Origin of the sequence: Bradyrhizobium sp. HKCCYLRH3097 (genome assembly GCF_051167875.1) — a bacterium.
Classification (GTDB): domain Bacteria; phylum Pseudomonadota; class Alphaproteobacteria; order Rhizobiales; family Xanthobacteraceae; genus Bradyrhizobium.
The window spans coordinates 1137586-1156224 of the sequence record NZ_JBNPTX010000001.1 but is presented as its reverse complement, the minus strand read 5'-3'; the positions used below and the strand labels follow the sequence as shown (position 1 = coordinate 1156224).

Here is an 18639-nt window from a genome sequence, read left to right as displayed (position 1 = left end):
AGGCTCTCATCCTCCCCAGAACGAAGGCTTCGCCGGCGACAGTCGGCCGCCGATGCGCACCGGCGCGATCTTGATCGCAAGCCCGGTGCCGTTGTCGGTCTCGACCGCCACGCCGCTCAACGTCGCCTCGCCGGAGGCCGGCTCGAAGCGCGCCGACGGGATGCCAGACTGGAAGCGGCGCAGCGGCTCGTCCTTCTGCATGCCGATGATGGAGTCGTAATCGCCGGTCATGCCGGCATCGGTCATGTAGGCGGTGCCGCCGGGCAGGATCTGGTGATCGGCCGTTGGCACATGCGTATGGGTGCCGACGACGAGGCTGGCGCGGCCGTCGCAGAAATAGCCCAGGCCCTGCTTCTCGCTGGAGGCCTCGCAATGCACGTCGACCACGATCGCATCCGCCGCCTCGCGCAGCGGGCAGGCGCCGAGCTCGCGGCCGACAGCCGCGAACGGGTCGTCGAACGGCGTCATGAACACGCGCCCGAGCACGTTGACCACCAGCGCGCGGGCGCCGTTCTTGGCGTCGACCAGCGCCGCGCCACGGCCGGGCGTGCCCGCCGGATAATTCGCAGGGCGCACCAGGCGCGGTGCGCGCTCGATGAACACCAGCGCCTCGCGCTGGTCCCAGGAGTGGTTGCCGAGCGTGACCGCGTCGGCGCCGGCATCGACCAGCTCCTGATAGATCGCCTCGGTGATGCCGAACCCGCCGGCCGCGTTCTCGCCATTGACGATGACGAGATCGAGCGCCCAATCGCGGATCAGGCCTGGCAGGTGGTCCGAGACGGCGCTGCGGCCGGCCCGGCCGACGACGTCGCCGACGAAGAGAATTCGCAACTCAATTGCTCCGGAAATCCAAGGTCTCGCGCTCGGTTAGCACATAATCCAGCGCCGCGTCGTGGGCCAAGGCCGGGATCGCCTCGGTTTCCTGCACGGCAAAGCCGAGGCCGACGCCGATGAGGTGATGCGATTTACGCAAGTGCGAGAAGGTGTAGTCGTAGTAGCCGCCGCCGTAACCGATGCGATGGCCGGTACGGTCGAAGGCGGCGAGCGGGACCAGCATCACGTCCGGCACCAGTTCGGCCGCAACGGGCGACGGCTCGGGGATACCGAGCGAGCCCAATGTCAGCCGATCACCCGGCGACCACGCCCGGAAGGAGAGCGAATGGCCGCGCGCCAGGATGACCGGCAGTGCCAGCCGCGCACCCTTCGCCGCCAGCACGCGCATCAGCGGCACCGGATCGAGCTCGTTGCGAATCGGCGCATAGCCCGAGACCACCTGGCCCGGCTCCAGCGCGAAGGGGAGCCCGCGCGCCGCGATGGCCTGCGCGGCGGCGCTGCGCGCCTCGTCGCTCAGCGCGTCGCGCGCGGCGAGGGCCGCAGCTCGCAGCTGCTGCTTGGTGTGCTGGACGGCCTTCATCGGCATGCGGCGGGATCTCCGTCAAGAGCTCGCGGACGCGGGCACTCCAACGTTCTCAGAAACGCAGCAGGTCGGCAATCAAGGGGACAGACCAGAGGAGAGAGACAAGCGCGAAGCCGCAATCGCCGTTGAAACGCTCGATCCCGGAGTTCCCTACGAAAGTAGGTGGGCACCATATGTCCAGGTCCACGGACCTGGCCAGGGACAGTTCCCTAAAGGATCGATAAGGCCCCGGGGATATGTTGGTTCCGGACGCGCGTCGCAGCCTCGCTGACGCAATGTAACCATGGCGGGGTGATTTTGCCAGCGGTGGAAGCGGATTGACGCGCGCTGCCGTTGTCCAACCTCGGCGTCGTCGCCCGGCTTGACCGGGCGCCCCCGTACGCCGAGGCAGCAGTGGTTGAGCCGACAGGCCGCGGCGTACCGGATCGCCCGCTTTTCGCGGGCGATGACAGTTGTCGGGTGGTAGGAGCCGGGCCGAACACGGCAGAGCAGATCAGAATAGGCATGGCATCGCGTCCTCGTGGCGCTCGGCGTCCGAGTTGTTCATTTGGCTCGCCCTCTCGACACAGAGGGCACAGGGAAGGCCGGGCGTCGGCTGACGCCCGTGGCCCGCCTGCGTAAAAAATGCAGGCGGCAGGTACCACAGGTGCAGCCGGAAACACCCGGCGGGCTCAAGCGGTGGTCGCAACACCAAGTGTTTTCATTCGTGACAGCAGCTCGTCAAGCGCTTCTGCTGGAGTTTTCCATCCTAGCGTCTTTCTCGGTCGGGAATTGAGCGCTGCGGCCACGGCGGCGATCTCGTCAGCATCGTAGACGCTCAGATCGGTACCTTTCGGGAAGTACTGCCGCAGCAGGCCATTCGTGTTCTCGTTCGTGCCACGTTGCCAGGGGCTTCTTGGATCGCAGAAGTAGATCTGAAGGTCTGTATCGATCTTGAGGTCACTGTGTTGAGCCATTTCGGTCCCCTGATCCCAGGTTAGCGAGCGGCGGAGTTCTTTGGGCAAGGTGACGATGGTGCGCGTGATCGCATCGCGTACCGCTTCAGCTCCGTGTCCGGAGAGCGCAGGCCCATCCTTCGTACGTGGGCCATCGTCAAACCCCGGCAGCCGTGGAAGGTGCAGGAGCATTGTAAACCGCGTGCTGCGTTCGACCAGCGTGCCGATTGCCGAGCTGGCGGAGCCGACGATCAGATCTCCTTCCCAATGTCCCGGCACAGCTCGATCCGCGACTTCGGCCGGACGCTCACTGATCATGATCTCTGGCGATATGAAGCCTTTGCTGCGCTTCCGCGTACGCGCTCGGGGCACGCGCAGCGCACGTCCCGTTCGCAAACAGGACGACAACTCGCGTTTCAGCGCTCCTCGGCCCTGAACAAAAAGCGCCTGGTAAATGGCTTCGTGGCTGATGCGCATCGCCTCGTCATCCGGGAAGTCGATCGGTAAGCGCCGGGCAATCTGCTCGGGACTCCACGCTTTCGTCCACCCCTGATCCTGGCTAGAGCCCGCACGACCGGCCTTCCGCCGAACGCCGCCTGGAGGTGCGACAAACCCTGCAAGCCGCTCTTCAACATAAGCGCGCAAGGCGGCGTTGCTTGCAAGCTTGCTCGGCTTAGGACGCCGGGCCGATCGATCTGCATGCCACTGGGCGGCCGTCGCCCGATAGGCCATCTTGCCGCCGTGCGTGGCCGCATTGCGATCGAGTTCACGGGAGATGGTCGAGGGAGATCGATTGAGACGCCGCGCTATCTCTCGTACAGAATGGCGCTGCGCATTCAGCAGCGCAATCTCTTCGCGCTCAGAAAAAGAGAGGTGCCGTCCGGAGAGCGGCTTCGCTGAAGGTCGGAACATTGCCGGTGCCACGCCGCCCGCTTTTCGAAATAATCGGGGGCCGACAGCATCCGATAATCCAGCAGCCAGCGCAGCATTCTCGCTGTTCAACCCAGCGGCAATCCCACGCCAAAATTTCTGCTGTTCCGCACGCCCCGCAACTGGTGGGCGCCCCAATGATCCCAGCTTGCCCCGCGTTGACCGTTTCTTTCGAATGCCCATCGCAACCTCCTCATCGAGTGTTGCGACGACCAATTGAATCCACCCCCGGCCTTCCCTGCGCGACGGTTTGAACGGCTGCTTCGCGATCTCCCTGGTGCGCCGGGCTTGTTGGCCACCATGCGCGACAACGCGCTTGCGCGCGTTGCGCGGGACACCAGCATCGGGGTGTCAGGACCACGCGACTTGACCGTACGTGCATCGCCGTTCGTCCGCGCGATCAACTCACGCTGCGGCAATCCACGCCCATCGCATCCCACTGCCAACGCCTCGTGACGGTCGCGACACGCCCCTCATGCGGCAGCAGGACGAGCGGAAGCATCCGCCTGATTTGCCCGACACGGCAAGCCATGCGGCCTGCGACATCGTAACGCGACGGGCAGTTTACGCATGATCGACATGCGCGGTTTGCCCGTCGTGCAGTTTACGACGTGCATCTGCTCCCGTGCCGCCAGCTCAACATTCCGCCGTCGTCCCGGCCTCGCGCGCCCTTGCGCCGAGGCAATTCAGGATCTCTCCGCAGATGCAGCCTGGATTGCTTCGCCTCGCCACTGCGCTCGCAATGACGCCGTGGTGATGACGGCGCTCCCGCGGCAGCGCCGCGTCGGCAGCGCATAGTCTTGCCACGATTCAGGCTCATCGACTTGGAGCTGAGGTTGTGGCAGATCATGCCTACATCCCAATGCCCTGTATCGTACATTGGAGTCCTGGCATGCGCTTCGATCTCAAAACCGTCACGGCCGCCTGCGCGCTGCTGATCGCGTCGGCTGCTGCGAGCCTCGCCGCCGACGTCAAGATTCATCGCGTCTCGATCCAGGTCGATCAGAACGATCCGGCAATCATGAATCTGGCGCTGAACAACGCCACCAACATCATGGAGACGTTCAAGGAGAAGGGCGAGGAGGTCGAGATCGAACTCGTCACCTATGGACCTGGGCTGAACATGCTGCGCGAGGATACCTCGCCGGTGAAGGACCGGCTCAAGCAGATCGCCGAGCTCAGCTTTCCCGCCAAGATCAAGTTCTCCGCCTGCAACATCACCAAGCGCGGCATGGAGAAACGCGAAGGACATCCGATTGCGATCGTTGCCGAAGCGAGCCTGGTGCCATCGGGCGCGGTGAGGCTGATGGAACTGCAGGAGAGCGGCTGGAGCTATCTGAAACCTTAGGTAGTTTCTGCCCCAAAACTGCCAGCTTTAGGGCTCATTGAGATACGACCTTGGATTGAGCTGTGTCATCAGTCTGCTCGGGGGATGGCGAGCAGACGCGATCGGGGACTAGTCACATGCACAGAGTACTCGCCCGGCCGGCGCTGCTGGCGCTGGCAACGCTTTCGGCTGCCTTGCTCACCCCCGTCGGCGCGGTGCTTGCGCAAGGGCAGTCCGCCGCTCCGCTCTCGATCAAGCCTGCGCGCGCGTCGGAACGGCGGGCCGTCGAGCCTCGGGTCTCCGAGACCCGCGCCCCCGAGCCACGGAGCGCCTCGGACGAAGCCGCCATCAAGACGCGCATGAACCAATGGACCGTCGGCCTGGCCGCGGGCCTGCCCGACGGCGGCTTCGTGCGCTTCGCCAGCGAGATGGCGCGGACCATGGACGACGGCGACAACATGCGCCTGATCCCGATGGTGACGCGCGGCACCACCTCGAACATCGCCGACCTGCTCTATCTGCGCGGTGTCGACGTCGCGATCACCTATGCCGATGCATTCGACTTCTATGCCAGGCAGGCCGGCCTTTCCAATATCAACGACCGCATCCGCTACGTGCTGCGCTTCTTCATCTCCGACGTGCACATCTATGCTCGCGAGGAGTTCAAGTCGCTGCAGGACCTGAAGGGCCAGAAGGTCGCGGTGGGCACGGCGGGCGTGGCCGCCGCCCACACCGGCCCACTGATCTTCCGGCGCCTCGGCATCGACATCGAGCCGGTCGCGGTCGGTGGCCCCGTCGCACTGGAGAAGCTGCACAAGGGCGAGATCGCCGCGATGGTGTATGTCGCCTCCAAGCCCGGCGAACTGTTCAGCGGCAAGAAGGCGGATCCTGGATTCCACTTCGTGCCGGTGCCGTACACGCAGCAATTCTCGGACTTCTACTATCCGACCAGCATCAAGGCCGACACCTATCCGGGGCTGGTCGCACCCGACACCGCCGTGGAAACCATCGCCGTGCCGTCGGTGCTGGCCGTCTACAACTGGAAGCCGGGCAGCGACCGCGCCGACCGCGTCAACCGCTTCGTCGACACGCTGTTCACCAACCTCGCGCGGCTGCAGCAGCCGCCGTTCCATCCGGGCTGGAAGGATCTCAATCTCGAGGCCCAGGTGCCGGGCTGGCAGCGCTATCCGTATGTCGACGCCGTGCTGGAGCGGATGAAGAAGGAGGCCAATGTCGGCCTGCCGCCCGCCGCGGCCGGCAGTCTCTCGCAGCAGGAGCGCTTCGATGCCTTTCTCGAATCGCAGGCCAAGGCGCCGACCTCGAAGGCGGAGAAGGAGGAGCTGTATCGCTCCTTCCTGGACTGGAGCCGCAAACGGCAGAAGTGAGCAGGCGATGGGCTGATGACAGCGGGCGAGGTGGTGGGCTGTCGACCATAAGTTCATTTGCATTCTCGCCCTAACGCTGGCGTATTGCGAGACGCTGAAAAATAGTGGGACGAGACATGGCGGCTCGGACAATCTGCTCCCTCTCCCCGTTCTCACGGGGAGAGGGTTGGGGTGAGGGGCCGACGCACGGGGAGTGCACGTGGTGAGACCTGTCCCCCCTCACCCGGATTGCATCTCACGATGCAATCCGAGCTCTCCCCGCAAGCGGGGCGAGGTACACCGAGCAAGCCGCCAAAGCGATCTTCCGACCCGCGACGATCAGCTCAACAACAACACCATGCCGGGATCGCCCTTGGCCATCGCGCGCTGATAGGCCGGGCGCGCGGCGATGCGGGCGAGATAGGCGCGGATGTTGGGGAAGGGTCCGAGATCGTAGGGCAGGAAGTAGCGCATCGTGGTGAGCGAGAACACCGTCATGATGTCGGCGGTGGTGAGCGCGTTTCCCGCGAGATAATCCGCCTCGCCGCAACGCGCCTCGACCAGCGCGAAGGCACGGTCGAGCCTCGCCCTGATGGCGCCGAGAACCGGATTGTCGTCGGGCAGATGCAGCCGGTTGAGGATCATCAGTCGGCCCATCGCCGCCTGCAACGTACCGTTGGCGAAATGAAGCCAGTAGAGGAACGGCGCGAAGCTGGGATCATCAGGCCCAGGCCGCAAGCGGTCTTGGCCGTAGGTCGCGGTGACGTAGTCGACGATCGCGCCGGATTCGGCGAGCACGAGATCGCCATCGGTGATCACGGGCGCCGCGCCGATCGGATGCAGCGCCTTGTACTCGGGCGGCGCCAGCATCGTCCGGGCGTCGCGCGTGTAGCATTTCAGTTCGTACGGAATTTCCAGCTCCTCGCAGAGCCAGACGATACGTTCGGACTGCGACTTGCCGAGGTGATGAACCGTGAGCATGCGCTATTTCACCATCGCGCCATAGACGATGTCCTGCACCTGCTCGCGATAATATTTGCGCAAGTCCCCGGGCGCCGCCGTGCTGACCACGACGACGAGACGCTCCCTGGGATCGCAGAAGAACTGCGTGCCATAGGCGCCGTTCCAGCTGAACTCACCGGGATTGCCGGGCACCGCCGACAGGCCCTCGCTGACGCGCACGGCGACGCCGAGCCCGAAGCTGAAGCCGGCGCGATGCGGCTCCACATTGGCGACGGTGTTCTTGATCTCGGGCCCGAGATGGTTGGAGGTCATGTGGTGCACCGTCTTCGGACTCAGGATGCGCGCGCCGTCGAGCTCGCCGCCATTGAGCAGCATCTGGCCGAAGCGGACGTAGTCGCCGATGGTGGCGAACGAGCAGACGCCGCCGCAGTCCGACTTGGTCGGCGTGTCCAGCAGCTTGATCGCCTGCGGCTTGCCGGTCAGCGGATTGTTCGGAAACGGATGCGCCAGCCGCGGGCGCTGTGCGTCGGTCGGCGCGAACGTCGCATCGGCCATGCCGAGCGGCTTCCAGAGATTGGCCGACAGATATTCCCCGAGCCGCTGCTCGCTGACCTTCTCGATCACGGCGCCGAGCACGTCGATGGAGAAGCCGTATTCGAACTGCGTGCCGGGCTGATGCGCCAGCGGCAGCTTGGTGATGCGCTCGATGAACGCCTGGGTGTCGCCTTCGATCGCAGGCGCGGTGCCGTCGGGATAGAGCCGCGCCACCGCGCTCGAGCTGTCCGGCCGGCCGCCATACATCAGGCCCGAGGTGTGGCGGTAGAGATCATGGATCAGGATGGGGCGGGCCTGCGGCACCAGCAGCAGCGCTCCGTTCTCCTGGGTGACGCCGACCTTCATGTCGGCGAATGCCGGATAGTAGTCGGCGAGCCTGGCCTGCAGCGGCAGCCGCCCCTGCTCCATCAGCATCAGCCCGCCGACCGCAGTCATCGGCTTGGTCATCGAGGCCAGGGCGAAGATCGCGTCGAGCGGCATCGGCGTGCCCTTGACCGGATCGAGCTGGCCGTAGGCCTTGTAATGCACGAGCTTGCCGTCACGCGCGATCGCCACGACGGCGCCGGGCACGCGCTTGGCGGCGATCTCGCGAGCGAAGAAATCATCCATGCGTGCGAGACCCGCCGGCGAGAAGCCGACCTCGTCGGGCTTGGCTTCCGGCAGCGGCGCGGCCGCGAGCTGCGTGATGATCATGGTGAAGGCTGTGGCTACGGCCGCCTTGAGCAGCGTCTTCATGGGCACTCCCTGATGCGCGGGCGATCCCGTTTGTCGCCACGGGATTCAATGGCTCCGCCTGGACAATGAGTAGAGGACACAGGGAGGAACGACAAGCGGTCGCAACACGATCGCATCGCGATGACGTGATCGGCTTCGCTGCCGCACAACGGCGTATCCGCGCGACCAATCGGAGGGGACGGGTGAGACCGCTGACACGCGAGATCACGCATGCTGAGGACAATCGGACTCATCCTTCACACGCTCTGGGCCATTTGTACGCTTGCGACCGGAGCCTTCGTCGGCGCAGCCGTCGGCTTTCACTATCATGGCTGGATCGGCGCCATTGTCCTCGGCGTCATCGGCCTGGGCGTCGGTAGCCTGGCGGCGGCCTACCCGCTGGAGACGATCGCGACGCTGTTGGAGGGTCTTTGACGCGAGGGCCATGTAGCCCGCATGAGCGAAGCGACGCCCGGGAAAGCGCGGGCACCGAGATGGTCTCGGATATCGCTGACCTTCATTGAGGCTACGGGCTGGGAACCGCCATGCCGGCCCCGTGTTGTTCGATGCAACGCGTTCGTCCAAACAGCCGCGCCATGACCGGACCCGAGCTCGCCAATCACTATCGCGGCTATATCGTGTGCCTGAATGCGCAGGCTTGGCCGCAGCTCGGCGATTTCGTGCACGAGCACGTCGTTCACAACGGCCGGCAGCTCGGACTCTCCGGCTATCGCGACATGCTGATCGGAAACTTCGCCGACATTCCCGATCTCCGTTTCAACATCGGCCTGCTGCTATCAGACCCGCCCCGCGTCGCGAGCCGGCTGTACTTCGACTGCACGCCATCCGGCGAATTTCTCGGGCTCGCCATCGACGGCCAGCGCGTCGCCTTCACCGAGAACGTGTTCTACGAATTCCGCGAGCGCAAGATCGTGGAGGTGTGGTCGGTCATCGACAAGGCCGCAATCGAGGCGCAGCTGTGAATGCGAACGCGTGGCGGCACCAGCCGCCCCAATGGGCTCAAGGCCGGGACGACACCTTGGATGAGGCGGCAGGTCAGACAATCGCTGATGGAGAGACCCACAACACGATGATACGTTGTCGCGAGGGCTTGAATCGTCTCACCCGATCGCCACACCACCGCCGATGGTGCGGTTCAGCACCTGTGTGGTGCGCTCGATGCGCTCGGCGGCGGCGTTCAGCGCCTTCGCCACCGCGACCTGCGTGGCACGGGCGCGGTCGCTGGCCTGGTTGCGGACGTTGCGCAGGCCTTCGAGCTCCTGCTCCAGCACCTGGACGCGCTGATTGGCATCGATCAGCTCATCGCACACGGTGAGCGCCGCCATCACGGTGAGTCGGGCGTCGCCGATCTCGCCGAACTTGCCGCGCAGATTGGTGATGCGCGTCTCGAGACTCTCCGCGAGCTTCAGCAGCCGCAGCTCCTGGCCCTCCTCGCAGGCCATGCGATATTGACGGCCGTTGATGGTGACGTTGATGTGGCTCATTCCTCGTCCTCATCATCATGCGCGGCGTCCTGCCCGTCGCCGCCAGCGAGCACCGCGCGGATGGTGCCGATCGCGGTGTCCAGGCGTTCGGCGATCTCGCGGTTGGTGCGCTCGAGCCGGCGCGTCTTCATCAGGGAGCCGTCGAGCTCGTCGGCGAGACGCGAGCGGTCGGCGCCGAGCGCCTGGATGCGCGTCGCCAGCTCGTCCTCGTCACGATCCGCCTCGCGCCGCCGCTCGACCGCGCTCTCCAGCGCGTCGAGGGCCGTCATCAGTCGCCGCGTCGCCGCCTCGAGATCGGCGGCGCCGGGTTCCACCTGGCCGGTAAGATTGGCAGGGTGATCGTTCATGGCACGGATGCGAGGCCCTCGGAGCAAGCGGGATGCGACAAAAGCGCTGTCCGGCAAGCGGTTACGGGCAAAATCTTACGTGGTGGGCGAGCCAAGCGCAACGCTCGGCCGAAACTATGCACTACTAAGCAACTTTTGGGAGGTTCCCGGCGTTGCAGAACCTTTGATTCCCGGAACCGAGGTGCTAATCAGCCCGCAAAATCCCGGCCCGCCAGCAATACCGGCGGCGCTCCTGTCATCAGCATTTCACGTTTGGACGGATTCCAGCATGACGCAGGTCGATCACTCCCGCATGGCCAACGCCATCCGCGGGCTCGCAATGGACGCCGTCGAGAAGGCCAAATCGGGCCATCCCGGCCTGCCGATGGGCGCGGCGGACGTCGCCACAGTGCTGTTCACCCGCGTGCTGAAATACGATGCCGCAGCGCCCGCCTGGCCGGACCGCGACCGCTTCGTGCTGTCGGCCGGCCACGGCTCGATGCTGCTCTATGCGCTGCTGTATCTGACCGGCAACGAGGAGATGACGCTCGACCAGATCAAGCGCTTCCGCCAGGTCGGTTCGCTCACCCCCGGCCATCCGGAGAATTTCCGCACCAAGGGCATCGAGACCACCACCGGCCCGCTCGGCCAGGGCATCTCCACCGCGGTCGGCATGGCGCTGGCCGAGAAGATGCTGCAGGCGGAATACGGCAAGAAGATCGTCGACCACCACACCTATGTGCTGGCCTCGGACGGCGACCTGATGGAGGGCATCTCCCAGGAAGCGATCGCGATGGCCGGGCACTGGAAGCTCAACAAGCTGATCGTGCTGTGGGACGACAACGGGATCTCGATCGACGGCCCGCTGTCGATCGCCGACTCGGTCGACCAGGTGAAGCGCTTCAAGGCGTGCGGCTGGGCCGCCGAGCTGATCGACGGCCATGATCCCGAGGCGATTGCGGCCGCGATCGCGCGGGCGCAGAAGTCGTCGAAGCCGTCGCTGATCGCCTGCAAGACCACCATCGGCTACGGCGCGCCGACCAAGGCCGGCACCTCCAAGGTGCATGGCGAGGCGCTCGGCGCGGAGGAATTGAAGGGCGCCAAGGAGAAGCTCGGCATTTCGCAGGAGCCGTTCTCCGTGCCCGACGACGTGCTCGCCGCCTGGCGCGAGGCCGGCCGCCGCGGCGCAACCGCACGGGCGGAGTGGGAGACCCGGCTCGGCGAGATGGGCCCGCGCAAGCGCGCCGAGTTCGAACGGCGGCTGCGCCACGAGCGGCCCGCCGCGCTGGCGAAGGCGCTGAAGGACCACAAGAAGGCGCTGCTGGAGACCCCGCTCAACGTCGCCACCCGCAAATCGTCGGAGGCCGCGATCGAGGTGATCGCAGCCGCCATGCCGTTCGAGTTCGTGGCCGGCTCCGCCGACCTCACCGGCTCCAACAACAACAAGGCGAAGTCGGCCGTCTCGTTCTCGGCCAAGACGCCGAAGGGCCGCTTCATCCACTACGGCATCCGTGAGCACGGCATGGCCGCCTGCATGAACGGCATCTTCCTGCATGGCGGCTTCGCGCCGAACGGCGCCACCTTCCTAGTGTTCTCGGACTACGCGCGCGGTGCTATCAGGCTGTCGGCGCTGATGGGCGCGGGCGTCGTCTATGTGCTGACGCATGATTCGATCGGCCTCGGCGAGGACGGCCCGACGCACCAGCCGGTCGAGCATCTGGCGGCGCTGCGCGCGATCCCGAACATGCGCGTGTTCCGGCCGTGCGACGCGGTCGAGACCGCCGAATGCTGGGAGCTGGCGCTGAACCGCACCAACGGCCCGACCGTGCTTGCGCTGACGCGGCAGAACCTGCCGCAGCTGCGCACCAATGCGCCGACGGACAATCCGTGCAGCCGCGGCGGCTACGAGCTCGTCGCCGCGCAAGGCGAGGCCAAGGTGTCGCTGTTCGCGACCGGCTCCGAGGTCGAGATCGCCGTGGCCGCGCAGAAGCAGCTCGCCGAGCGTGGCATCCCAGCCCGCGTCGTCTCGGTGCCGTCGCTGGAGCTGCTGCTCGAGCAGCCGGCCGAGGCCAGGGCCAAGATCATCGGCAACGCTCCGGTCAAGATCGCCATCGAGGCCGCGGTGCGCTGGGGCTGGGATGCGGTGATCGGCCAGGACGGCATCTTCATCGGCATGCATTCGTTCGGCGAGAGCGGCCCGGCCAAGGAGCTCTACAAGCATTTCGGCATCACCGCCGAGGCGGCTGTCGCGGCGGCCGTACAGCGGCTGGCGTAAAGCCCACTCGATCCTGCGCGGCGGTTCACCAAATCAGGAGCGCCGCGCGAACATGATTCGCGACGGTTGAGCGAGCGCAAAAAAAGGACTACGAAAGGGCCATATCGTCCGCTCGCGCCCGGCAGAACCGGGCGTCAACAGGTCCAAACCCTCGTAGAGCCCTTGCCAGGGGCCGGCTGCGAGGGACGAGAAACGTCATTGAAGGAGACGAAAATGGCAGTCCGGGTCGGGATCAACGGGTTTGGCCGCATCGGCCGCAACGTTCTGCGCGCCATCGCGGAATCGGGTCGCAAGGACATCGTGGTGGTCGGCATCAACGATCTCGGCCCGGTCGAGACCAACGCCCACCTGCTGCGCTTCGACAGCGTGCACGGCCGCTTCCCCCATACCGTGACCGTCGACGGCGACACGATCGATATCGGCCACGGCAAGATCAAGGTCACCGCCGAGCGTGATCCGTCGAAGCTGCCCTGGAAGGACCTTGGCGTCGACATCGCGCTGGAATGCACCGGCATCTTCACCTCCAAGGACAAGGCCTCCGCGCATCTGACCGCCGGCGCCAAGCGCGTGCTGGTCTCGGCCCCGGCCGACGGCGCCGACGCCACCATCGTCTACGGCGTCAATCACACGACGCTGACCAAGGATCACCTCGTCGTCTCCAACGGCTCCTGCACCACCAACTGCCTGGCGCCGATCGCCAAGGTGCTGAACGACACGGTCGGCATCGAGACCGGCTTCATGACCACGATCCACGCCTACACCGGCGACCAGCCGACGCTCGACACCATGCACAAGGATCTCTATCGCGGCCGCGCGGCGGCGATGTCGATGATCCCGACCTCGACCGGCGCGGCCAAGGCGATCGGCCTGGTGCTGCCCGAGCTGAAGGGCAAGCTCGACGGCGTCGCGATCCGGGTGCCGACGCCGAACGTCTCGGTGGTGGATCTCAAGATCGTCGCCAAGCGCAACACCGATCCGAAGGAAATCAACGAGGCGATGAAGCGCGCCGCCGAGCAGGAGCTCAAGGGCGTGCTCGGCTACACCACCGCGCCGAACGTCTCGATCGACTTCAACCACGATCCGCACTCCTCGACGTTCCACATGGACCAGACCAAGGTCATGAACGGCAACCTCGTGCGCGTGATGTCCTGGTACGACAACGAGTGGGGCTTCTCCAACCGCATGGCCGACACCGCCGTCGCGATGGGCAAGCTGCTCTAACTCTCGCCCAGTCATTCCGGGGCGCCTTGCAGAGAGGCCCCCGGAATCTCGAGATCCGGGTGCGGTCCTGCGGACCGCCCCGGAACGACGGCTGAGGAAGCGCGATGACCCTTCCCAACTGGCTTGGAATCCCCGGCGCGCTGCTGCTGATCGGCCTGATTGCCTATGGTTTCCGCCAAGGCATGCGGGTGACGACGAAGCAGGAAGGCGATCCGCCGGAAAACACCAACGGCTACAATCAGCCCTGATAGTCCCTCGTTCAACGGTGGCTTCAATGAAACAATTCCGCACCCTCGACGACGTCGACGTCAAAGGCAAACGCGTGCTGCTGCGCGTCGACCTGAACGTGCCCATGGAGAATGGCCACGTCAGCGATGCGACGCGCCTGGAGCGCGTCGCGCCGACCATCAATGAGATCGCGACCAAGGGCGGCAAGGTCATCCTGCTCGCGCATTTCGGCCGGCCGAAGGGGCGCGATGCCAAGGACTCGCTGAAGCCGGTCGCCACTGCGCTCTCGCAGGTGATCAAGCGTCCTGTCGCCTTTGCCGACGATTGCGTCGGCGAGCCGGCGGCGACCGCCATCGCCGCGATGAAGGACGGCGACGTGCTGTGCCTGGAGAACACGCGCTTCCACAAGGAGGAAGAGAAGAACGATCCGGCGTTCGTCGCCGAGCTCGCCAAGCTCGGTGACATCTGGGTCAACGACGCCTTCTCCGCCGCGCACCGCGCCCACGCCTCGACCGAGGGCCTCGGCCACAAGCTGCCGGCCTATGCCGGCCGCACCATGCAGGCCGAGCTCGACGCGCTCGACAAGGCGCTGGGACGGCCGGCCAAGCCGGTCATCGCGATCGTCGGCGGCGCCAAGGTCTCGACCAAGATCGACCTGTTGGAAAACCTCGTCACCAAGGTCGATGCGCTGGTGATCGGCGGCGGCATGGCCAACACCTTCCTGCATGCCCAGGGCGTGCAGATCGGCAAGTCGCTGGCTGAGAAGGATCTCGCCGCCACCGCGCTCAGGATCATGGAGAAGGCCGAGGCCTCGAACTGCGCCATCATCCTGCCGGTGGATGCCACCGTTTCGTATCACTTCGCGGCCAACTCGCCGTCCTTCGCCTATGGCCTCGACGCCATCCCGCCGGACAGCATGATCCTCGACGTCGGCCCGCAATCGACCGCCCGCATCCATGCCGCGATCGACGACGCCGCGACGCTGGTGTGGAACGGTCCGCTCGGCGCCTTCGAGCTGACGCCGTTCGACCGCGGCACGATGGTCGCCGCCAAGCACGCGGCCGAGCGTACCAAGGCCAAGAAGCTGGTCTCGGTGGCCGGCGGTGGCGATACCGTCGCCGCGCTCAACCAGGCCGGAGTTGCCTCGGACTTCACCTATGTCTCGACCGCCGGCGGCGCTTTCCTGGAGTGGATGGAAGGCAAGCCGCTGCCGGGCGTCGAGGTGCTGAAGATCTGATTTCTTGAACGTTGTCGGCCATGGATGTTTCTGTTATGTTCCATCCATGGTCGAGACTCCGACAGACCATTCGATCCTGATCAAGATCCAGGAGAGCATTGCTGCGCTCCGGACAGAGGTCGGACAGTTCAGGCTGGATAATCGAGCCGAGCACGAGCGCATGGAAGCCTTGATCCGCAAGCAGCGTCGGGACTCTGCCGGCATGCTGGTGATGATGCGCGCGGCCGCCAGTGACTTCGACGAGCGTGTCACCGAGGTCGAGGAGCGCATCGCTGCTCTTGAAGCCAGGAAGACCTGATCTCCCATCGTTGAGCTACCGGCAACGCGCCGGCCCTACGCGCTAACCCTAGACATATCCTGACCGCCTCCTCCTCCAGGCTGCGTCGCCACTGCCCTTGGAATCCGCCCACCACCGCGTTATGCACGGTGCAGCAGTTTCGGCGCGTGCGCATCCTGCCGCACGGTCCAATCCTTAATCTCAGGGAGTTCCAGCCATGGCTCGTATCACGTTGCGTCAATTGCTCGACCACGCGGCGGAAAATGACTACGGCGTCCCGGCGTTCAACATCAACAACATGGAGCAGGCGCTGGCGATCATGGAGGCGGCCAATGCGGTCGACGCGCCGGTCATCATCCAGGCCTCGCGCGGCGCCCGCTCCTATGCCAACGACGTCATGCTCAAGCACATGATGGACGCGGTCACCGAGATCTATCCGCACATTCCGGTGTGCGTGCATCTCGATCATGGCAACGGTCCCGACACCTGCATGACCGCGATCCAGTCCGGCTTCACCTCGGTGATGATGGACGGCTCGCTGAAGGCCGACGGCAAGACCCCGGCTGACTGGGACTACAATGTCGGCGTCACCAAGACGGTCGCCACCATGGCGCATCTCGGCGGCATCTCGGTCGAGGGCGAGCTCGGCGTGCTCGGCTCGCTCGAGACCGGCATGGGCGACAAGGAGGACGGCCACGGCGCCGAGGGCAAGCTGTCGCACGACCAGCTGCTGACCAATCCGGACGAGGCCGTGAAGTTCGTGCGTGAGACGCAGGTCGACGCGCTCGCGATCGCGATGGGAACGTCGCACGGTGCTTACAAATTCACGCGCAAGCCGGACGGCGACATCCTCGCCATGAACGTGATCGAGGAGATCCACCGCAAGCTGCCGAACACGCATCTGGTGATGCACGGCTCGTCCTCGGTGCCGCAGGATCTGCAGGAGATCATCAACACCTATGGCGGCAAGATGAAGCCGACCTGGGGCGTGCCGGTCAGCGAGATCCAGCGCGGCATCAAGAACGGCGTCCGCAAGATCAACATCGACACCGACAACCGCATGGCGATGACCGGCCAGATCCGCAAGGTGCTGTCGGAGCACCCGGAGGAATTCGATCCGCGCAAGTACCTGAAGCCGGCGATGGAGGCGATGGCCAAGCTGTGCAAGCAGCGCCTGCAGGAGTTCAACACCGCCGGCCAGGCCTCGAAGATCAAGCGCGTGCTGACGACGGCCGAGATGGCCAAGCGCTACGCCAAGGGCGAGCTCGATCCGAAGGTGGCGTGAGCGTTCGTCGTGTAGTTCGACCTTCGCCCTGAACTCGGTGTGCTCCCCTCCCCCTTGCGGGTAGGGCTATCGCATCTGGCGCTTTACGTCTTGCGCCCGCCTTTTTCCACTTCGTCATGGCCGGGCTTGTCCCGGGCATGACGGAGTAACTCGTTGGCAGCAGTTCGTGCCGCGATTGCCGAATTTCGTCAAATGCGAACGCCCTGCCCGTACGGGGAGGGGAGCCGACTGCCGCTGAGTTGACAAGGTTGCCCCATCAGCAACCTCCCCTTCACCTCTCCGAGAGTCCGCCTCACCTGCGGCCAATGTTTGCTCGGCAACCGCCCGAGAACCGTCTATTTTGATGGGCAGGGCAGGTGCGTCTGGAGCCAAGCATGAACCTCTCCGCACTGAACACCACGGCCCTTGCCATGGTCGCGCCGGGCAAGGGCATTCTCGCCGCCGATGAATCCACCGGGACGATCAAGAAGCGCTTCGATGCCATCAAGGTCGAATCGACCGAACAGAACCGCCGCGACTATCGCGAGATGCTGTTCCGCAGCGCAGGCATGTCGTTCATCTCCGGCGTCATTCTCTATGACGAAACCATCCGGCAGAACGCCGCCGACGGCACCCCGCTGGTGAAGCTGATCGAAGCGGCCGGCGCCATTCCCGGCATCAAGGTCGACGAGGGAACGCAACCGCTGCCCGGCTGCCCCGGCGAGCGGGTCACGGCCGGGCTCGACAGGCTTGCGGATCGGCTGGCGACGTACTACGCGCTGGGTGCGCGCTTCGCCAAATGGCGGGCCGTGATCGATATCGACAAGGACAATATCCCTTCGATGACAGCGATCCATGTCAACGCGCATGCGCTCGGCCGCTATGCCGCCCTGTGCCAGGCCGCGAACATCGTGCCGATCGTCGAACCGGAGGTGCTGATGGACGGCGATCATGACATCGCTCGCTGCTTCGACGTCACGCGCCGCGTCCTGAACGAGGTGTTTCGTGAATTGCGCATCCAGCGCGTCGCGTTGGAAGGCATGATCCTGAAGCCCAACATGGCGGTCCCGGGCAAGCAATCGCCGGACCAGGCCGGGGTGCAGGAGGTCGCCGAAAGGACCGTCCAACTGCTGAAGGAATGCGTGCCTGCGGCGGTGCCCGGCATCGCCTTCCTGTCCGGCGGACAATCCGACGAGAGCGCGACCGCGCATCTCGACGCGATGAACCGGCTCGGTCCGCTGCCCTGGAGGCTGACCTTCTCCTATGGCCGTGCGTTGCAGGCCGCGCCGCAACAGGCATGGGCCGGCAAGGCGGCGAACGTCGCTACCGGCCAGCGGGCCTTCACCCACCGCGCTCGCATGAACGCGCTTGCCAGCCGCGGCCAGTGGACCGCCGCGCTCGAGAAAGAGGCCGCCTAGTGTCCGGCAAGACGACATCCGCGCGGCCCGCGCCGCGCCTGTATCTGGCAACGCCGGTCGTGACCGACGCGGCGGCGCTGGCCGCCGGCCTGCCGGCGATCCTCGCCAGCGCCGATGTGGCAGCGGTGCTGGTGCGGCTGAAGGAGAGCGATCCGCGCAGCATGATCACGACGGTCAAGACGCTGGCGCCGGCGATCCAGGGCGCCGGTGCGGCGCTGCTGATCGACGGCCATCCCGACATCGTGGCCCGCGCCGGCGCCGATGGCGCGCATCTGACCGGCGTCGCCGCGCTGGAAGAGGCGCTGCCCGGCCTGAAGCCGGACCGCATCGCCGGCTGCGGCGGCCTGTCGACACGGCATGATTCGATGCGTACCGGCGAGCTTGGCGCCGACTATGTGCTGTTCGGCGAGCGCGACGCGCAGGGCCGGCGGCCCTCGCCGGATGCCGTCAACGAGCGCCTGGCCTGGTGGGCCGAGCTGTTCGAGCCGCCCTGCGTCGGCTATGCGATCTCGCTCAAGGAGGCCGCGGACTTCGTCGCCGCGGGAGCCGATTTCGTGCTGGTCGACGACCTCGTCTGGAACGACGCCCGCGGTCCGGCCGCCGCTCTTGACGAGATCAGCGCCGCGATCCGGAGCGCGCATACGGCCGTGCCGGCCGACGCGCCGGGACAGAGCTGAACGGCC

19 protein-coding genes and 1 other RNA gene are annotated in these 18639 nt (G+C 65.7%); 12 read left to right on the top strand and 8 right to left on the bottom strand.

All coding sequences use genetic code 11. The features are described from left to right. Positions 1-6: 6 nt before the first annotated feature. From ACQR0U_RS05220 to ACQR0U_RS05205, 4 genes are all read right to left on the bottom strand, one after another. The gene (locus ACQR0U_RS05220; RefSeq protein WP_315713920.1) at positions 7-831 is read right to left on the bottom strand and encodes a TIGR00282 family metallophosphoesterase; all 825 of its coding nucleotides are present in this window, start codon (positions 829-831) and stop codon (positions 7-9) included. A 1-nt stretch (position 832) separates the two neighbouring features. Continuing rightward, positions 833-1414: a 5-formyltetrahydrofolate cyclo-ligase gene (locus ACQR0U_RS05215; protein WP_315714372.1), complete on the bottom strand. Its 582-nt coding sequence runs from the start codon at positions 1412-1414 to the stop codon at positions 833-835. A gap of 109 nt (positions 1415-1523) precedes the next feature. Continuing rightward, positions 1524-1685: non-coding RNA, 6S RNA (gene ssrS / locus ACQR0U_RS05210), on the bottom strand. Between the two features lie 403 nt (positions 1686-2088). Continuing rightward, positions 2089-3465, bottom strand: coding sequence for an IS30 family transposase (locus ACQR0U_RS05205; RefSeq protein WP_315715219.1), 1377 nt, complete (start codon positions 3463-3465; stop codon positions 2089-2091). Positions 3466-4174: 709 nt separating this feature from the next. Between ACQR0U_RS05205 and ACQR0U_RS05200 the strand changes: the two genes are divergently transcribed. After that, complete coding sequence (locus tag ACQR0U_RS05200; protein WP_315713919.1) at positions 4175-4630, top strand: DsrE family protein; 456 nt, start codon at positions 4175-4177, stop codon at positions 4628-4630. Between the two features lie 116 nt (positions 4631-4746). Then, positions 4747-5994: a TAXI family TRAP transporter solute-binding subunit gene (locus ACQR0U_RS05195; RefSeq protein WP_315713918.1), complete on the top strand. Its 1248-nt coding sequence runs from the start codon at positions 4747-4749 to the stop codon at positions 5992-5994. Between the two features lie 318 nt (positions 5995-6312). Here ACQR0U_RS05195 and ACQR0U_RS05190 read toward each other — a convergent pair whose 3' ends face one another. Both ACQR0U_RS05190 and ACQR0U_RS05185 read right to left on the bottom strand, forming a co-directional pair. Beyond that, positions 6313-6954 carry a glutathione S-transferase family protein gene (locus ACQR0U_RS05190; RefSeq protein WP_316169466.1) on the bottom strand — a complete coding sequence of 214 codons (642 nt, stop codon included), beginning with the start codon at positions 6952-6954 and terminating at the stop codon, positions 6313-6315. Between the two features lie 3 nt (positions 6955-6957). Beyond that, the gene (locus ACQR0U_RS05185; RefSeq protein WP_434842676.1) at positions 6958-8226 is read right to left on the bottom strand and encodes a serine hydrolase domain-containing protein; all 1269 of its coding nucleotides are present in this window, start codon (positions 8224-8226) and stop codon (positions 6958-6960) included. A 210-nt stretch (positions 8227-8436) separates the two neighbouring features. On the opposite strand from ACQR0U_RS05185, the gene ACQR0U_RS05180 reads away from it, so the two are divergent. Both ACQR0U_RS05180 and ACQR0U_RS05175 read left to right on the top strand, forming a co-directional pair. Beyond that, positions 8437-8640, top strand: coding sequence for a hypothetical protein (locus ACQR0U_RS05180; protein ID WP_315713915.1), 204 nt, complete (start codon positions 8437-8439; stop codon positions 8638-8640). Positions 8641-8801: 161 nt separating this feature from the next. Beyond that, positions 8802-9188, top strand: coding sequence for an ester cyclase (locus ACQR0U_RS05175; protein ID WP_315713914.1), 387 nt, complete (start codon positions 8802-8804; stop codon positions 9186-9188). Between the two features lie 138 nt (positions 9189-9326). On the opposite strand, the gene ACQR0U_RS05170 is transcribed toward ACQR0U_RS05175, so the two are convergent. Together ACQR0U_RS05170 and ACQR0U_RS05165 are read right to left on the bottom strand one after the other, a co-directional pair. Further along, entirely contained in the window at positions 9327-9710 is a 384-nt protein-coding gene (locus ACQR0U_RS05170; protein ID WP_284423241.1) for a cell division protein ZapA, read from the bottom strand. Continuing rightward, entirely contained in the window at positions 9707-10057 is a 351-nt protein-coding gene (locus ACQR0U_RS05165) for a DUF4164 domain-containing protein (protein ID WP_315713913.1), read from the bottom strand. Before ACQR0U_RS05165 ends, ACQR0U_RS05170 begins: the two co-directional genes overlap by 4 nt. A gap of 268 nt (positions 10058-10325) precedes the next feature. On the opposite strand from ACQR0U_RS05165, the gene tkt reads away from it, so the two are divergent. The 8 genes from tkt to ACQR0U_RS05125 all read left to right on the top strand — a co-directional run bounded on the left by tkt (position 10326) and on the right by ACQR0U_RS05125 (position 18633). Further along, entirely contained in the window at positions 10326-12311 is a 1986-nt protein-coding gene (gene tkt / locus ACQR0U_RS05160; protein ID WP_316201445.1) for a transketolase, read from the top strand. Between the two features lie 213 nt (positions 12312-12524). Further along, positions 12525-13532 carry a type I glyceraldehyde-3-phosphate dehydrogenase gene (gene gap / locus ACQR0U_RS05155; protein ID WP_316201447.1) on the top strand — a complete coding sequence of 336 codons (1008 nt, stop codon included), beginning with the start codon at positions 12525-12527 and terminating at the stop codon, positions 13530-13532. A 104-nt stretch (positions 13533-13636) separates the two neighbouring features. After that, positions 13637-13780: a hypothetical protein gene (locus ACQR0U_RS05150; RefSeq protein ID WP_315713910.1), complete on the top strand. Its 144-nt coding sequence runs from the start codon at positions 13637-13639 to the stop codon at positions 13778-13780. Positions 13781-13806: 26 nt separating this feature from the next. Next, the gene (locus ACQR0U_RS05145) at positions 13807-14997 is read left to right on the top strand and encodes a phosphoglycerate kinase (RefSeq protein WP_315752611.1); all 1191 of its coding nucleotides are present in this window, start codon (positions 13807-13809) and stop codon (positions 14995-14997) included. Between the two features lie 46 nt (positions 14998-15043). Beyond that, a complete protein-coding gene (locus tag ACQR0U_RS05140; protein ID WP_315752610.1) occupies positions 15044-15295 on the top strand; it encodes a hypothetical protein in 252 nt (83 codons plus the stop codon). 196 nt (positions 15296-15491) lie between these two features. Beyond that, positions 15492-16559, top strand: a complete 1068-nt coding sequence (gene fba / locus ACQR0U_RS05135; RefSeq protein WP_434872091.1) for a class II fructose-bisphosphate aldolase — start codon at positions 15492-15494, stop codon at positions 16557-16559. Between the two features lie 374 nt (positions 16560-16933). Next, positions 16934-17956, top strand: coding sequence for a class I fructose-bisphosphate aldolase (locus tag ACQR0U_RS05130; RefSeq protein WP_315826025.1), 1023 nt, complete (start codon positions 16934-16936; stop codon positions 17954-17956). After that, positions 17956-18633, top strand: a complete 678-nt coding sequence (locus ACQR0U_RS05125) for a thiamine phosphate synthase (RefSeq protein ID WP_434842670.1) — start codon at positions 17956-17958, stop codon at positions 18631-18633. Before ACQR0U_RS05130 ends, ACQR0U_RS05125 begins: the two co-directional genes overlap by 1 nt. The last annotated feature ends 6 nt before the right edge of the window (positions 18634-18639 follow it).

What these genes read in the sequence shown, in the direction of transcription:
- ACQR0U_RS05215 (WP_315714372.1), bottom strand. Translation starts at nt 1,414, where the DNA reads ATGAAGGCCGTCCAGCACACCAAGCAGCAGCTGCGAGCTGCGGCCCTC.
- ACQR0U_RS05170 (WP_284423241.1), bottom strand. Translation starts at nt 9,710, where the DNA reads ATGAGCCACATCAACGTCACCATCAACGGCCGTCAATATCGCATGGCC.
- fba (WP_434872091.1), top strand. Translation starts at nt 15,492, where the DNA reads ATGGCTCGTATCACGTTGCGTCAATTGCTCGACCACGCGGCGGAAAAT.
- ACQR0U_RS05130 (WP_315826025.1), top strand. Translation starts at nt 16,934, where the DNA reads ATGAACCTCTCCGCACTGAACACCACGGCCCTTGCCATGGTCGCGCCG.
- ACQR0U_RS05150 (WP_315713910.1), top strand. Translation starts at nt 13,637, where the DNA reads ATGACCCTTCCCAACTGGCTTGGAATCCCCGGCGCGCTGCTGCTGATC.
- gap (WP_316201447.1), top strand. Translation starts at nt 12,525, where the DNA reads ATGGCAGTCCGGGTCGGGATCAACGGGTTTGGCCGCATCGGCCGCAAC.
- ACQR0U_RS05205 (WP_315715219.1), bottom strand. Translation starts at nt 3,465, where the DNA reads ATGGGCATTCGAAAGAAACGGTCAACGCGGGGCAAGCTGGGATCATTG.
- ACQR0U_RS05180 (WP_315713915.1), top strand. Translation starts at nt 8,437, where the DNA reads ATGCTGAGGACAATCGGACTCATCCTTCACACGCTCTGGGCCATTTGT.
- tkt (WP_316201445.1), top strand. Translation starts at nt 10,326, where the DNA reads ATGACGCAGGTCGATCACTCCCGCATGGCCAACGCCATCCGCGGGCTC.
- ACQR0U_RS05200 (WP_315713919.1), top strand. Translation starts at nt 4,175, where the DNA reads ATGCGCTTCGATCTCAAAACCGTCACGGCCGCCTGCGCGCTGCTGATC.
- ACQR0U_RS05140 (WP_315752610.1), top strand. Translation starts at nt 15,044, where the DNA reads ATGGTCGAGACTCCGACAGACCATTCGATCCTGATCAAGATCCAGGAG.
- ACQR0U_RS05185 (WP_434842676.1), bottom strand. Translation starts at nt 8,226, where the DNA reads ATGAAGACGCTGCTCAAGGCGGCCGTAGCCACAGCCTTCACCATGATC.
- ACQR0U_RS05165 (WP_315713913.1), bottom strand. Translation starts at nt 10,057, where the DNA reads ATGAACGATCACCCTGCCAATCTTACCGGCCAGGTGGAACCCGGCGCC.
- ACQR0U_RS05145 (WP_315752611.1), top strand. Translation starts at nt 13,807, where the DNA reads ATGAAACAATTCCGCACCCTCGACGACGTCGACGTCAAAGGCAAACGC.
- ACQR0U_RS05175 (WP_315713914.1), top strand. Translation starts at nt 8,802, where the DNA reads ATGACCGGACCCGAGCTCGCCAATCACTATCGCGGCTATATCGTGTGC.
- ACQR0U_RS05195 (WP_315713918.1), top strand. Translation starts at nt 4,747, where the DNA reads ATGCACAGAGTACTCGCCCGGCCGGCGCTGCTGGCGCTGGCAACGCTT.
- ACQR0U_RS05190 (WP_316169466.1), bottom strand. Translation starts at nt 6,954, where the DNA reads ATGCTCACGGTTCATCACCTCGGCAAGTCGCAGTCCGAACGTATCGTC.